The organism is Sphingopyxis sp. L1A2A, from assembly GCF_005502465.1.
Taxonomy (GTDB): domain Bacteria; phylum Pseudomonadota; class Alphaproteobacteria; order Sphingomonadales; family Sphingomonadaceae; genus Sphingopyxis.
Genome location: NZ_SCOT01000019.1, coordinates 45,785 through 58,402, shown reverse-complemented (window position 1 = coordinate 58,402; position 12,618 = coordinate 45,785). Strand labels below are relative to the sequence as shown.

The 12,618-nt window shown below is 66.8% G+C and carries 13 protein-coding genes; 4 read left to right on the top strand and 9 right to left on the bottom strand.

Annotation, left to right across the window (positions count from 1 at the left end):
* Window positions 1–143 precede the first annotated feature (143 nt).
* The 4 genes from FFS68_RS11950 to FFS68_RS11935 are packed head-to-tail and all read right to left on the bottom strand — an operon-like array spanning window position 144 to window position 4,024.
* Window positions 144–1,199, bottom strand: a complete 1,056-nt coding sequence (locus FFS68_RS11950; protein ID WP_137753423.1) for an aminoglycoside phosphotransferase family protein — start codon at window positions 1,197–1,199, stop codon at window positions 144–146.
* Window positions 1,196–2,296 (bottom strand): hypothetical protein, encoded by a 1,101-nt coding sequence (locus FFS68_RS11945; protein ID WP_137753422.1) that lies wholly within the window; start codon window positions 2,294–2,296, stop codon window positions 1,196–1,198. Before FFS68_RS11945 ends, FFS68_RS11950 begins: the two co-directional genes overlap by 4 nt.
* Before the next feature lie 52 nt (window positions 2,297–2,348).
* On the bottom strand, window positions 2,349–3,197 hold the full coding sequence (locus tag FFS68_RS11940; RefSeq protein WP_137753421.1) for a metallophosphoesterase: 849 nt from the start codon (window positions 3,195–3,197) through the stop codon (window positions 2,349–2,351).
* Entirely contained in the window at window positions 3,194–4,024 is an 831-nt protein-coding gene (locus tag FFS68_RS11935; protein WP_137753420.1) for a diacylglycerol kinase family protein, read from the bottom strand. Before FFS68_RS11935 ends, FFS68_RS11940 begins: the two co-directional genes overlap by 4 nt.
* Before the next feature lie 237 nt (window positions 4,025–4,261).
* Here FFS68_RS11935 and FFS68_RS11930 point away from each other — a divergent pair, with 237 nt between their 5' ends.
* Genes FFS68_RS11930 through FFS68_RS11920 form a run of 3 tightly spaced genes read left to right on the top strand, consistent with a single transcriptional unit; the run spans window position 4,262 to window position 6,728 of the window.
* Window positions 4,262–5,176 (top strand): alpha/beta hydrolase, encoded by a 915-nt coding sequence (locus FFS68_RS11930; protein ID WP_249340139.1) that lies wholly within the window; start codon window positions 4,262–4,264, stop codon window positions 5,174–5,176.
* Entirely contained in the window at window positions 5,173–5,967 is a 795-nt protein-coding gene (locus FFS68_RS11925) for a nucleotidyltransferase family protein (RefSeq protein WP_137753418.1), read from the top strand. The genes FFS68_RS11930 and FFS68_RS11925 overlap by 4 nt, the downstream gene beginning before the upstream one ends.
* Window positions 5,964–6,728 carry a phosphocholine cytidylyltransferase family protein gene (locus tag FFS68_RS11920; protein WP_137753417.1) on the top strand — a complete coding sequence of 255 codons (765 nt, stop codon included), beginning with the start codon at window positions 5,964–5,966 and terminating at the stop codon, window positions 6,726–6,728. The genes FFS68_RS11925 and FFS68_RS11920 overlap by 4 nt, the downstream gene beginning before the upstream one ends.
* Here the strand turns inward: FFS68_RS11920 and FFS68_RS11915 are convergent.
* The 5 genes from FFS68_RS11915 to FFS68_RS11895 are packed head-to-tail and all read right to left on the bottom strand — an operon-like array spanning window position 6,716 to window position 11,634.
* A complete protein-coding gene (locus FFS68_RS11915) occupies window positions 6,716–7,144 on the bottom strand; it encodes an HIT family protein (protein ID WP_137753416.1) in 429 nt (142 codons plus the stop codon). The genes FFS68_RS11920 and FFS68_RS11915 overlap by 13 nt on opposite strands.
* On the bottom strand, window positions 7,141–8,244 hold the full coding sequence (locus FFS68_RS11910) for a CDP-alcohol phosphatidyltransferase family protein (protein WP_137753415.1): 1,104 nt from the start codon (window positions 8,242–8,244) through the stop codon (window positions 7,141–7,143). The genes FFS68_RS11915 and FFS68_RS11910 overlap by 4 nt, the downstream gene beginning before the upstream one ends.
* Window positions 8,244–9,380: a CDP-glycerol glycerophosphotransferase family protein gene (locus FFS68_RS11905; RefSeq protein ID WP_137753414.1), complete on the bottom strand. Its 1,137-nt coding sequence runs from the start codon at window positions 9,378–9,380 to the stop codon at window positions 8,244–8,246. The genes FFS68_RS11910 and FFS68_RS11905 overlap by 1 nt, the downstream gene beginning before the upstream one ends.
* A complete protein-coding gene (locus tag FFS68_RS11900; RefSeq protein WP_137753413.1) occupies window positions 9,380–10,093 on the bottom strand; it encodes an HAD-IB family phosphatase in 714 nt (237 codons plus the stop codon). The genes FFS68_RS11905 and FFS68_RS11900 overlap by 1 nt, the downstream gene beginning before the upstream one ends.
* Entirely contained in the window at window positions 10,090–11,634 is a 1,545-nt protein-coding gene (locus tag FFS68_RS11895; protein WP_137753412.1) for an oligosaccharide flippase family protein, read from the bottom strand. Before FFS68_RS11895 ends, FFS68_RS11900 begins: the two co-directional genes overlap by 4 nt.
* Before the next feature lie 128 nt (window positions 11,635–11,762).
* Here FFS68_RS11895 and FFS68_RS11890 point away from each other — a divergent pair, with 128 nt between their 5' ends.
* Window positions 11,763–12,545, top strand: coding sequence for a succinate dehydrogenase iron-sulfur subunit (locus FFS68_RS11890; RefSeq protein WP_137753411.1), 783 nt, complete (start codon window positions 11,763–11,765; stop codon window positions 12,543–12,545).
* Window positions 12,546–12,618 lie beyond the last annotated feature (73 nt).

Here is a 12,618-nt window from a genome sequence, read left to right as displayed (position 1 = left end):
GGGAGGGGTTAGGGGTGGGTGCGAGCGCTAGCGAGCCGAGGCAGAGCGCCGCCTTCGGCGGCCACCCACCCCCGACCCCTCCCTGGAAGGGAGGGGAGAAGAATGTCCGCAACCGGTCGAAACCGGTCATCGCCCGTAACGCCCTACAGCAGCTCAAGACTCCCCAGCGCCAGCGCCTGCCGTGCCGGGCGTTCGGCCATCACCGCGAACATTTCGTCGCCGCGGTCGGTGCGTTCGACGTTCATCGAGGCAAAGACTGCCATGAAATAGCCGCTCAGCGCCCCGACGCGATAGTCGGTCCACAGCGCCGCGGGGTCGGGATCGACGCCGTTCGCCCCAAGCGCGGCGAGCCAATGGTCGAAGGCGGGGCGGTCGGCGGCGGCGCGCTCGCACGGGTCGGCGATGCTGGTGCCGACCAGATAGGCGAGATCGGTGGCGCCGCTGCCGCGTCCCAGCGTTTGCCAATCGACGAGCCAGCAGGCGCCGCCGTCGGGAGCGAACAGGATATTGTCGATGCGCAGGTCGCCATGGACCAGCGTTCGCGCCGCGGCTTCGCGCGCCAGATAGGCGTCGAGCCTGGCGACAATGCCCGCGCCGACGTCGAGGATCTCGGGCGCAAGGCGCGCCGCATAACGCTCGCGAAATCCCAGATAGAGCTGCGGAAACAGCGCGCGGACCAGATCGCCATTGTCGCGCGCGAGCCATGGCATTTGCGCCAGCCGCGGATCGTTCCACAGATGCGCGTGCAGCTTCGCCGCCGCCGCGATGCACGGCACAAGGCCATTGAGGCCAAGCCCCGCCAGCTGATCGCCCTGCCGCGCCGGGGCGAGGTCGGAGAGGATGAGGATGAATTCGACCTCGTCGTCGGCGATCTCCGAATGGTGGCAGCGCGGCGCCGGAACCCCGCTCGCGGCGGCGAGCTCGCGGTACCAGCTGACTTCCTTGACATAGGTGCCGGTGAGCTTGGCGATGTTGCGGCTGGCCTCGTCGTGGCTCGGGCATTTGGCGATGACGGTCGCGGGGGCGTCGGCGCCATCCGGCCAGTCGCCATCCTGCCAATCGAGCGTCAGGCGGTAGCTGTCACACATCTGTCCGGTGCCGACCTGGGCCGCGGTGAACCCCTTCAACCGCCCTGACTGCCCAAGCACGACGCCGAGCCACTCGGCGCTGATCGCGTCGGGCGACGTTGGAAAGCTCATGCGGCGGGGTCCATCAGTCCGGTCAGGCCGGTCGGCGCGTGCGGGCCGACGAACAATTGTTCGAGCACCCCAACCCCGACATCGGTGCGGTCACCATCGGTCAGTTCGGCGCGGACCAGCGCCTGGACGTGCATCGCGAGCGGATTGCCCCACGCCCGCTCGGCTTCGGACAGGCTGTCGTGCGCGACGTCCAGTCCGCCATGATCGAAGCCATGGCCCCAGACGGGGTGGGTATACCCCAGCCCGCTCATCGCGAACAGCGGCCCGCTGGGGGTGAGGGTAAGGCTAGTGCTGCGATCGAAATCGGCGGTCAATCGGGTCAGCCGCCGCGTCCCCGGTTGCCATTCGGCGGTGAAGCCGGGGTCGGCATAATGGCGCTCGCCGCCCCCATTGCTCGATGCGCCGCCGACCAGCACCGCGCGGCGGTTCCACGCGCTGCCTTCGCCATCGTCGTTGCTGTGAAAGAACAGCGAGCGATCGGCAAAATTGCACGGCGTCCACAGCCAGAAGAACTGGTGGAAATTGCCCTGCGGCGGCGGTTGCGGTTCCGACGCGCCGACCGGGCGGATGCCCCAGCTGCGGTCGCGCGTCCCGGCCCAGTCGTTGCCAACCTCGATCCGCCGACCATCGACCGCCAGCCACCCCGACCAATGGCCGTTCTGGGTCATGCGGGTATAGTCCATGAACAGGCGGGTGCCATTGCGGCGGGTAAAGCGCGGTTCCTCGATCGGGAAATGGCGCGCGGTGAAATGCAGCTCGCCGGTCAGCGGGCCGTCGTTCGCGGCGATGGTCAGCGTCAGCCGCTCCAGCGGCTCGTCGATCCGGATCGCGATCGGGCCGACCGCCAGGTCGAGCCGCTCGCCCGCCGAGCGGCGGCTGGCGCGCAGATTATGCTGCACCCCGCCGATCAGCACACAGAACGCCGCGTCAACGATGCCGAGCTGCGGATAAAATCCCATCGCCGCGGCGAAGAATATCGATCCGTCGGGGGCATAGCCGTTGAAGAAATAGCGGTCGTAAAAATTGCGGTCGGTGCCGGCGAACGCGATCGGCTCGGCGCTCTGGTGCAGCGGGAAATCGTCGCCTTTGGTCAGCATCGCTTATCCTCATCCCGTTTTTTCTTGCAACCTAACGCGATGAGACGCGGCGTCAATGCACCGGTGGATCGACCGGCGGAACGGCGTGGATCGGCGCCACGGGCTCGTCTGGCGCGCGCGGGGGCAGGGCGTCGGGGGGCACGCCCGCGATCTGCATGTCGGGGGTCGGCACCGCGCCGATATTGCGGACGCGGACCGTGACGTCGCCGTCTTTGATCCGCAGCTCATTGAAGCTGGGCGGGGTCGAGCGGATGCGCTGCGACAGCGTGCCGGCGCCGATCATCCGGATCGAACCCGCCGCGGTCGGCGCGATCAGGTCGAACGCGTCATGGACATGGCCGGTCAGCACCGCCGCGACGCCGCGCGCTGCGAGTGCCTGAAGCGCGCGGGCGCCGCCGTGGGTTAGCGCGCGGCCTTTGGTGCCGGCCTCGACCAGCGGGTGATGCGCGGTGACCAGCGCAGTGGTCCCGCCGGGCAATGCGTCGATGGCGGCCAGCGTTTTGGCGAGGGCGCTCCGCGTCACCCAGCCTTTCGACCAGTCGAGCCGCCACTGCGCGCGGGCGGTCGTTTTCAGCGGCACCACCGCGACCCCGGCAAGGTTCAATTCGCGTTCGACCAGCCGCTCGATCCGCTTGATCCGGCGATACGGCCAGAAAAAGCGCGCGAGCGGATTGAAATAGGGCAGATCATGGTTGCCGACCTCGACCGTGACCGGCACATCCAGCGTCTCGATCCAGTCGCACGCTGCGGCAAATTCGTGGGAGCGCGCGCGCATCGTGAGGTCGCCGGTGATCAGCACCGCGTCGGGTTGTTCGCGGCGGACGCATTCGCGGAACCAGTCGAGCGCGGCGCGATCCTCCAGCCCGAAATGCAGGTCGCTGATGTGGAAAAGCCGCGTCATGCGGTGGCGATGAAGTCGACCGCGCTGGTGCCGAGCGAAAATTTCGCGGGCGATGCGACCTCTGCCAGTTCGCCGTCGAATTCCAGACTGATCGGTTGGTCGCTTTCCAGCACGACGATTTCGCCGCTCGCGACCGGCTCGCTCGGCCCGTCGCGAAAATCGCCGCCCAGCCACGCGAGGCCGTGACGCAGCACGTCGCCGGTGCCTTCGGTCAGGATGCCGTCGGCGCGGATGCCGCCGGGCGTCGGGGTCAGGATCACCGCGGGATAGGCCTTGCTGTCGGCGCCGATGCGGACGCCGGGCGCGTTCATCATCTCGTCGAGCGCGTCGGGCGCGGCGCGGCTCGCCTCGATCAGCCCGTCCTGCCGCATCGTCTCGCGCACCTCGGCCCAGCGCGTTGCCGGACCAGCGACGACGGTGATGAAAGCGGTGCCGGCGTCGGACACGACTGTGGGGATCGGGCTGCGCCGCGCCCTGCCTTGCAGGGCATCGGTCAAAATCTCAGACACCGGCCGGTCGCCGTGCAACGCCTTGGAGAGCAGGTTCAAGGTTCCGCCGGGCAGCGCGAGGATCGCACCGTCCCAGCCCGCCCCCCGCGTCGCTGCGGCATTGATCGTGCCGTCGCCGGTCCACACCAGCAGCAGGTCGATATCCTGCCGCTGCAACTCCGCGACGTCCGGAATATCGCCGTCGGGCAGCGCAAAGGTCGCGACCAGCGGCGCGCCATGCGTGCGGCACAGTTCGGCGATCTGGTCGCGGACAGCGTCGTCATGGCTGCCGCTTTGGGTGTTGCAGAGCAGGGCGGGGCGGGTGAAGGGACTGGTCATCGCGCTGTCCTACGCATGAACGCGAAAAAGGTGGCGGTCTTCCTCTCTGCCGCTCGTCATCCCGGACGTGATCCGGGATCCATCGGCCCTATCCCGCATACCTTGCCTGAGCATTCATGGACCCCGGATCACGTCCGGGGTGACGAAACAGGGTGTGGACTCACCGCGCTGCTTGTTCCCCGCGTCACCGCCTTGTAGGGCGCAATAATGACAGCACGGGTTTCCAAAGGACGGCGATTGATCAAATTCCTGGTGGTGGCGATCCTGCTCGTGCTGCTGTTTGGCGGCGCGGCGCGGATGATCGCGGCGGGCGGCGCGAAATCGCTGAACCTCGGCGACCGGCTGCTCGGTGATGCCGACGGCGCGACGTTGCAGGTGGTGGGGCAGCCCTATGGCACCGGGACACGCAACAAGCTGAACATCTGGGTGCCGACGGGAACGGCAAAGACCGATAGGCTGCCGGTGCTGGTCTGGCTTTACGGCGGCGGCTGGTACAGCGGCCAGCGCGACGATTATGGCTTCGCGGGCCGCGCCTTTGCCAAACAGGGCTTCATTGTCGTCATCCCCGATTATCGCCTGGTGCCCGAGGGCCATTGGCCCGATTTCCTGCAAGACAGCGCTGCAGCGGTCGCGTGGACCCAGAAAAATATCGAAATATATGGCGGCGATCCGGGACGTATGGCGCTGGCGGGGCATTCGGCGGGGGCGTATAATTCGCTGATGCTGGCGCTCGACCCGCAGTGGCTGAAGGCGGCGGGCAGCGATGTGTCGGTGATCCGCGGCGTCGTCTCGCTCGCCGGACCGACCGATTTTTTCCCCTTTGAAAAGGGCGGCCGCGCCGATGTCGCGATGGGCGACATTCGCCCGGTCGAACAGACCCAGCCGATCCATTTTGTGCGCGCCGATGCGCCGCCGCTGTGGTTGGGGCATGGCACCGCCGACACTGTGGTGCGGGTACGCAACAGCCAGCGACTGGCCGCGGCGATGCACAAGGTTGGCGGTGCGGCGACGCTGCGCGAATATGACGGGCTGAGCCACAACGACCTGGTCATGGCGTTGACCCGGCCGCTGGCGTATAAAGGACCGATCCTGCCCGAGGTGACCGATTTCCTGCGCGGCGCGACCGCGCGGCGGGTGCCGCCTGCACCATGACGTCGGCGATCCCGGCGATCATCCTTGCGGGCAGTCGCCCCGGTCCCGATCCGCTGCTGACCGGCAGCGGGGTGTCGACGAAAGCACTATTGCCGATCGCGGGCCACGCGATGCTGGTCCATGTCGTCGGCGCGCTACGCGCTTCGCCGCTTGTGGGTCCAATCACCATCCTGGCGCAAAGCAGTGCCGAACTGGCCGCGGAGCCGGGGCTGGCGGGTCTGCCCGACCTGCATTTCGCCGATTCGGGGCAGGGGATCAGCAGCTCGCTCGCCGCGGCGCTGCCCCCCGGCGACGATCCGCTGTTGGTCACGACTGCCGACCATGTGCTGCTCACCCCGACGATGATCGCCGAATTCCTGCGCGGCGCCGAGGATAGCGATGTCGCGGTGGCGATGGTCGAGCGCGCCGTGCTGCTCGCGCGCTACCCCGAATCCAAACGCACCTGGCTGAAATTCCGCGGCGGCTGGTGGTCGGGGGCGAACATGTTCTACCTGCGCGGGCGGCGGGTGCTGCCTTTGCTCGATTTCTGGGGCCGCATCGAACGCGACCGCAAAAAGGGGCTGAAGATCATCGCGGCGTTCGGTCCATGGCTACTGATCGGCGCCCTGCTCCGCCTCTTCACGATCCAGCAGGGCGTCGCGCGCGCCGGGCTGCGCTTCGGGCTGAAGGCGCGGGTCGTGCCAATGTCCGAGGCCGAGGCGTGCATCGACGCCGACAAGCCATCCGACATTGAGCTGATCGAGCGGATATTTGCGGCGCGGCGGCAAGGCGCTATAGGGCAGCCGCTATGAGCATCGAAAAAGCCATCATCCTTTCGGCCGGGCAGGGCTCGCGCCTGTTGCCGCTGACCCGCGACATCCCCAAATGCCTGATCGACCTGAACGGTCGCACGCTGATCGGCTGGCAGGTCGCCGCGCTCGCCGCCAATGGCATCAAGGACATCGTCGTCGTCACGGGGTTCCGCACCGAACGCGTCGAGGATCATGCGCTCCAGCTGTACCGCGATACCGGGGTGCGTATCCGCACTTTGTTCAACCCCTTCTTTCAGGTCGCCGATAACCTCGGCACCTGCTGGATCGCGCGCGAGGAAATGGACCGCGATTTCATCATCCTGAACGGCGACACCATCATTTCGGACGAGATCGTCGCGAAATTGATCGCGGGCGCCAATGAGCCGATCACCGTCACCGTCGACGTCAAGGCCGACTATGACGACGACGATATGAAGGTGAACCGCGACGCCGAGGGCCGCCTGCACCACATCGGCAAGCGGTTGCTGCCCCCCGACACCAACGCCGAATCGATCGGCATGCTGGCGTTCGTCGGGGACGGGCCGTCGATTTTCCGCAACCAGGTCGATCAGATGATGCGCACGCCCGAGGGGGTCGAGCGTTGGTATCTGCGCGCGATCGACGTCATCGCCAAGGGCAACCGCGTCGGCACCGTGTCGATCGAAGGGCTCGAGTGGCAGGAAGTCGATTTCCCGCAGGATGTCGAAGCCGCCGACACGCTTACCGCCAAATGGGCGGCCGAGGGCCTCTACGCGAAATAGGGCTTGAGCCAGCCGACGAGTTCGGTGGTTTGGGCGTCGTCGAGTTTCACCGCTTGCGCGAGGTCGGGCTGCCCCGGCCAGCCTGCATCGGCCACCGTCAACCCCGCGCTACTGCGTTCGCCTTCGTACCGGGGCAGAACGTGAAAATGGACGTGCGGGTCGACCATCATCAGCATCAGGTAGTTGATCCGGGCATAGCCGACCGCCTGGCTTAGCGCGGATTCGATTGCGGCGGTCGCGGTCTTGAGCTCGGCATGCGCCGCGGCGGGCAAGTCGCCGAACGCCGTCGCGTCGGATTTCGCCGCGAGCACCAGCGCGCCGAGGGTTGGCTGGGCGGGACGCAGCAGCACGACCCAATGATCATATTCGGCGATCAGCGTCGCGGGGTGACCGAATTTGGCGATCGTGCCGTTCATGCTTCTTCCATCCAGCTGATGATCGGGCGCCCGGCGCGTCGGGCCGCATAGGCCTGCACCAGTTGCACCGCATGGACGACCAGCGAGATGATCGTCCACCACGCCACCGCGATCAGCCCGAGGTCGGGGCGCCCGGCGAGGGTGGCGAAAAACAGGATCGCGATGTTCGGATTGCGCCGCGCGGTGATCAGGCGGAACTGGCTGTCGAACCGGCGCCAGACATGGACGTCCATGCCGAAATCCTTGATGAACATCCCCTCGATCACGCGCTGGAGCACATAGCCCGCGACGACCGCGATCATCACCAGCAGGAAGGTCTGGTCGGAGAGCGCCAGGCCCCAGGCGCCAAGCCCGACGCCCCAGAAATACCACCAGAAGGGCGGGTGGACCAGGTCGACGCCATGATCGGCGACATTACCCCATTTCGACGAGGTGATCGTGCAGCGCGCCAGCTTGCCATCGACGGTATCGAACACCATGAAGATGAACGCGGCGAGCATCCCGGTCCAATAATGGCCATAGGCGAACAAATAGGTCGCATAGATGCACAGCGCCGCGCCGATCGCGGTCACCATATTCGGCGTCATCCCGATGCTCGCGGCAATCCGCGTCAGCCACAGCGCCAGTTCGGGCCACAGATATTTGGTGAGCAGGTCGGTGACGCCCTTATAGGCGCCGAAATAGCTTTTCCGCTCGATCGCGCGCCGGGTGTCCGGGGTCAGCCGCTGGATGAACGGACATTCGAGCTTGCGCAGCTGGCGGTTGTAGATTTGCGGATTGTCGCGGTAATCGATGATGGTCAGCGCACCGCGATGCGCGGCGATATCGTCGGGACCAAGGCCGTCGGTCAGATGCGCCATCACCAGCGCGTCGCCGTCCATCACCACCGTGCCGGGCAGCGTCAGGATATGGCGCAGCCACACCGGATCGAATACATAGTCGAGATTGACGGTCAGCTGCGCGCCCGACGCCGGCGCGGTTTCGGGCAGACCTTCGGCGCGCGCCAGCCGGCGCAGCCGTTCGGCGTTGGACATCCCCCACAAGGGCGTTGAATTGTCGCCGATCAGCGTCAGGGCGGGCAGGGTCGTTGGTTCGCTCATCAGCCGCTCTTATCCTGCGCGGCGTCCTTTGCAAGAAAGCGCGCGATCGCGTCGGCCCCGCGCTGCGCCGCGCCCGCCGGATCGCCGCCGATCGATTCGGCCAGCCGCTCGCGCTGTGCGTCCAGATAGCGCGGATGATGGGCGGCGGCGCGATCGAGCGCGTCAGGCAGCGCGGCCAGATCGTCCACAACATCGCCCAGGGTCCAGAACAGATAGTCGGGATTGTCGGCCCATTGGGCGTGATGGGCGTTGAGGAACAGGCATGGGCGCGGAGTGGCAAGAAATTCGTAAACCTGGCTGCTCACATCCCCCAGATAGACATCGGCGCCGCTGGTATAGCTCATGTCGAACAAGCGGTCGGACTGGAGGTCGATCAGGATCTTGTCGGGAACAGCAAGCGCGGTCACCGCGGCGCGGTCGGCATCGCTGGCCTCGGCGAACAGGCGGATATGCGGCGCGACCACCAGATTGTAGCGATCCTGCGCGGCGAACCAGGCGATGACGTCGCGCCCGAACCGATCCCACGACGACAAGTCGCGCCGAAAATGCGGGGCGTAAAGGACGGTCGGTCGGTCGTTGGCGAACAGGCGCGCGCGGGTTTTTTCCAGGCGCATCATCAGGTCGAGTTTTACATAGCCGTTGACGGCGTAGCGACCCGGACGAATTGTGCCGACGTCCAACATTCGCTGTTCGCTCTTTTCGCCCGCGACGAGCGCGAAATGGAAATGGCGATCGCGCGCATCAAAAGTGATCGCGCGATCGCCCGCGCCGTGCGGGGTAAAGATCAGGCGGGTGCGCCGCGGCAGGAAATGCCGGATCGCGGTCGTCGTCCGTTCGGGCACGACAATCGCATCAAACTGGCGAAGAAAGCGCAGCGCGCCGAACAGGATGGGCAGGCGCGGATGGCGAATGACCGCGCGATCGCGCAGCCAGCGGCTGATCCCGCGCTGACCCAGCAGTTTGATGCGCGGCGCAAAGCCCGGATAGGCCGCCGCGACCTGCTCGACCACCGGCAGATGCCCGGCGCTGGCCACCGCCACCTCGACGTCGGACCCCGCCGCCGCCATCTCAGCCGCGATCGGCAGTGCGTGGAAAATCTGGTGCGGTTCGCCGATGAACAGGAAGACTATGCGCATTATCGAGCCTCGACGACGGCGCCTGCCGCAACATTTTCAAAATCGGTCGTTTGCCAGCCATGTTGTTCGGCCAGCCGGGCGAACTTGTTGCCGCGTCCGATCAGCCAGGCCTCGCTGGCGAGCGCAAAGGTCGGCGCGTCGCTGATATGGTCGGAATAGGCGCGGATATGACCGCCGCCGCCGGGCGCATGGGCATCGAGCCATTCGGACACCCGCCGCGCCTTTTCGGCGCCATAGCAATTGGGTCCGTCGAGCCCCGGCAACCAGTTGCCGGCGGCGTCGCGCTGGTGACGCGAGGCGACGATGGCGTCGAAACCCAGCGCATCGGCGATGGCGCCGGCATAAAATTCCGGCGCCGCGGTCGCCATCAGCAGCCGGTACCCCGCGGCGCGGTCGCGCGCGATCGCCGCCGCGGCGCCCGGCGGCACATCGCGCGGCACGCGCCACGCCGCAAAGCGTGCCGCGAGACCGGCGGCGCGCGCCGGGGTCAGGTGGCGGCCCAGCATCAAGCGAATAGCCGCGGGTTTGAACCCGTCGCGGCCATAGAGGCGCAGCGCGTATCCGATCATCAATGCGGCGAGCGCGGGGAGCCGCAACAGGCGCCACGGTGCCTCGTGCCAGGCCGCCCATAGCAGGAACAGGGTAAAGGTCGGCTTGCGCAGCACGGTGCGGTCGAGATCATAGATGGCGACGCGGATGGCGGGGGCGGTCATGGCGCCTCGCTCCCGATCAGGCGCAGCTTGCGTCCCGCCTTGCCGAGCGAGGCGCGGTCGGCATAGGGCAATGCAAAGCGGATCGCGATCCAGATCGACGCGACCGCAATCGCGACGATCAGCGGCAACGCCACCGGATCGGGCAGGCGGCTGACCAGCAAGGCGGCGGTGCCGGCGGCGACGGTGATGGCCATCCCGCGCAGCGCGACAAGCGGAAACTGGCGATCGAACGGATGGAGTTTTTCGTTCATCGCCAATTGGAGCGTCGGGATCGCCGCCATCACCACCAGGCCGATCGAGGTCGCCAGCGTCACGCCGGTCAGCGCGTCCATATGCCCGACGATCAGCCAGCCCGCGCCGACCGCGACCCCGACGCCAAAGACGCTCGCGGTCAGTTGGTGGCGAAAGGCCGAGACGACCTGCAGCACCGGCGACGAAATGCCGAGCACCGCCTCGGCCGCGCGCGCGAACAGCAGGATGACCAGCGCCGCCTGTGCCGACTGTGCCTGCGCGCCGAACAGGCTGAGCAGCGACGCGCTGCCCGCCGCGAGCACTGCGGCGAGCGGCAGCGCGATCGCCGAGATCAGCCGCGTTGCATAGGCATAGATGTCGGCAACCTGCGCCCGATCCTCGCGCTCGGCGCTGGCGGCCAATGGCGCCATGACATAGACGAAGGCGATGCGGACGAGCTGGACGACGCTCGACAGCTTGCGCGCGATGGTGAACAGGCCCGCCGCCGCGGCGCCGGCCGCGCCGGGCAACAGCAGGTTGAGGATCAGCGCCGGGGCGTCGCCGAACAGCCGCGCGATGATGTTCGACGGCAGGATCGACAGCCCGGCCCAAAAGGTGTTGCGCGTTGTTTCGGTCACCCATGGGCCGCGCCACAGGTCGGCAAAGCTGTAATAGCGGGTGAGCAGGCGCACGCAGAGGATCGCGGTGATCGCGAGCGAGCAGAGATGGGCGATGAACAGCCCTTTGAGCCCGAGCCCGCCGGCAAAGAACAGCCCGGCAAAGACCAGTCGCAGCACCTGTTCCCAAACGATCCGCAGCCGGATTTCGGCACCGAACACCATGCGGGCGCGCAGCGCCGACGTGGCGATCTCGACAAAAGCCCAGAGCGGCAGCGCCCAGACGAAAATCTGGATCGCGGGAGTGACGAGGGCGCGGTCCTTCGCTGCGACATTGAGCAGCGGGCCGAGGTCGGCCGCGAAGACGGCGATGATGGCAGCAACGACGATACATGGCCCGACGCCAAAAATCATCGCCGTGCGCAGCGCCGCTGCCGCTTCGGCATCGCTTGCCGATTGGGGCACGGTGCGCTGCATCGCGCTGGTCATCCCGGTGTCGAAGATATTTTCGAGCAGGTTGATCGTCGCCCACAGCACCGCGTAAAGGCCATAGCCGGCAAGGCCGAACATCAGCACATAGAGCGGCTGCGCGACGATTTCGACGACCGCGCCCAGCCGCGCGAGCACCGTGGTGCCAAGCCCCCGCGCGACGCTGCGGCTGGTGACGGCGGGTTGGGCGGCGCGTTCGCTCATCGCTGCCGCCCTAGCGCCTTGCCTCGTGCCCTGCCAGCGGCTTTCGCGCCCGGCACCCCCGATCACCCCCTTGTCGTCCCTGCCAATCGGGTCTAGTCAGCCCGCAATTGTATAGGGGAGCCCGCGACATGGCCGAATTCCGCCTGCCCAAGAACAGCCGCCCGCAAAAGACGGGCAAGGTCCACAAGGCCGAGGGCGCGTCCGCGGTCAAGACGTTCAAAGTCTATCGCTACGACCCCGACAGCGGCGAAAATCCGCGCTTCGACACCTTTGAGATCGACACCGAAAAATGCGGTCCGATGGTGCTCGACGCGCTGATCAAGATGAAGAGCGAGCAGGATAGCTCGCTGACTTTCCGCCGTTCGTGCCGCGAGGGCATCTGCGGCAGCTGTTCGATGAACATGAATGGCAAGAACGGCCTGGCCTGCACCACCGCGATCGAGGATCTGAAGGGCGCGATCACGATCACCCCGCTGCCCGCGATGGATGTGATCAAGGATCTGGTCCCCGACTTCACCCATTTCTATGCCCAATATGCGTCGATCGAACCGTGGCTGAAGACCAAGACGACGACGCCGAGCGGCAAGGAGCGGCTGCAATCGCCCGCCGAACGCGAAAAGCTCGATGGGCTGTACGAATGCATCCTGTGCGCCTGCTGTTCGACCAGCTGCCCCAGCTATTGGTGGAACAGCGACAAGTTCCTCGGCCCCGCGATCCTGCTCCAGGCGTATCGCTGGCTCGCCGACAGCCGCGACGAAATGACCGGCGAGCGGCTCGACGAGCTGGAGGACCCGTTCCGCCTCTATCGCTGCCACACGATCATGAACTGCTCGAACGCTTGCCCCAAGGGGCTGAGCCCGGCGCGCGCGATCGCCGAGATCAAGAAGCTCGAGGCCGAGCGGCAAGTTTGATGTTGGCTGACGCCAACGTCGGCACCGGCCCGCTCCCCCACCCGGCCTCCCAGACGATAGTAGCCTATGGGAG

What these genes read in the sequence shown, in the direction of transcription:
- FFS68_RS11950 (WP_137753423.1), bottom strand. Translation starts at nt 1,199, where the DNA reads ATGAGCTTTCCAACGTCGCCCGACGCGATCAGCGCCGAGTGGCTCGGC.
- FFS68_RS11945 (WP_137753422.1), bottom strand. Translation starts at nt 2,296, where the DNA reads ATGCTGACCAAAGGCGACGATTTCCCGCTGCACCAGAGCGCCGAGCCG.
- FFS68_RS11940 (WP_137753421.1), bottom strand. Translation starts at nt 3,197, where the DNA reads ATGACGCGGCTTTTCCACATCAGCGACCTGCATTTCGGGCTGGAGGAT.
- FFS68_RS11935 (WP_137753420.1), bottom strand. Translation starts at nt 4,024, where the DNA reads ATGACCAGTCCCTTCACCCGCCCCGCCCTGCTCTGCAACACCCAAAGC.
- FFS68_RS11925 (WP_137753418.1), top strand. Translation starts at nt 5,173, where the DNA reads ATGACGTCGGCGATCCCGGCGATCATCCTTGCGGGCAGTCGCCCCGGT.
- FFS68_RS11920 (WP_137753417.1), top strand. Translation starts at nt 5,964, where the DNA reads ATGAGCATCGAAAAAGCCATCATCCTTTCGGCCGGGCAGGGCTCGCGC.
- FFS68_RS11915 (WP_137753416.1), bottom strand. Translation starts at nt 7,144, where the DNA reads ATGAACGGCACGATCGCCAAATTCGGTCACCCCGCGACGCTGATCGCC.
- FFS68_RS11910 (WP_137753415.1), bottom strand. Translation starts at nt 8,244, where the DNA reads ATGAGCGAACCAACGACCCTGCCCGCCCTGACGCTGATCGGCGACAAT.
- FFS68_RS11905 (WP_137753414.1), bottom strand. Translation starts at nt 9,380, where the DNA reads ATGCGCATAGTCTTCCTGTTCATCGGCGAACCGCACCAGATTTTCCAC.
- FFS68_RS11900 (WP_137753413.1), bottom strand. Translation starts at nt 10,093, where the DNA reads ATGACCGCCCCCGCCATCCGCGTCGCCATCTATGATCTCGACCGCACC.
- FFS68_RS11895 (WP_137753412.1), bottom strand. Translation starts at nt 11,634, where the DNA reads ATGAGCGAACGCGCCGCCCAACCCGCCGTCACCAGCCGCAGCGTCGCG.
- FFS68_RS11890 (WP_137753411.1), top strand. Translation starts at nt 11,763, where the DNA reads ATGGCCGAATTCCGCCTGCCCAAGAACAGCCGCCCGCAAAAGACGGGC.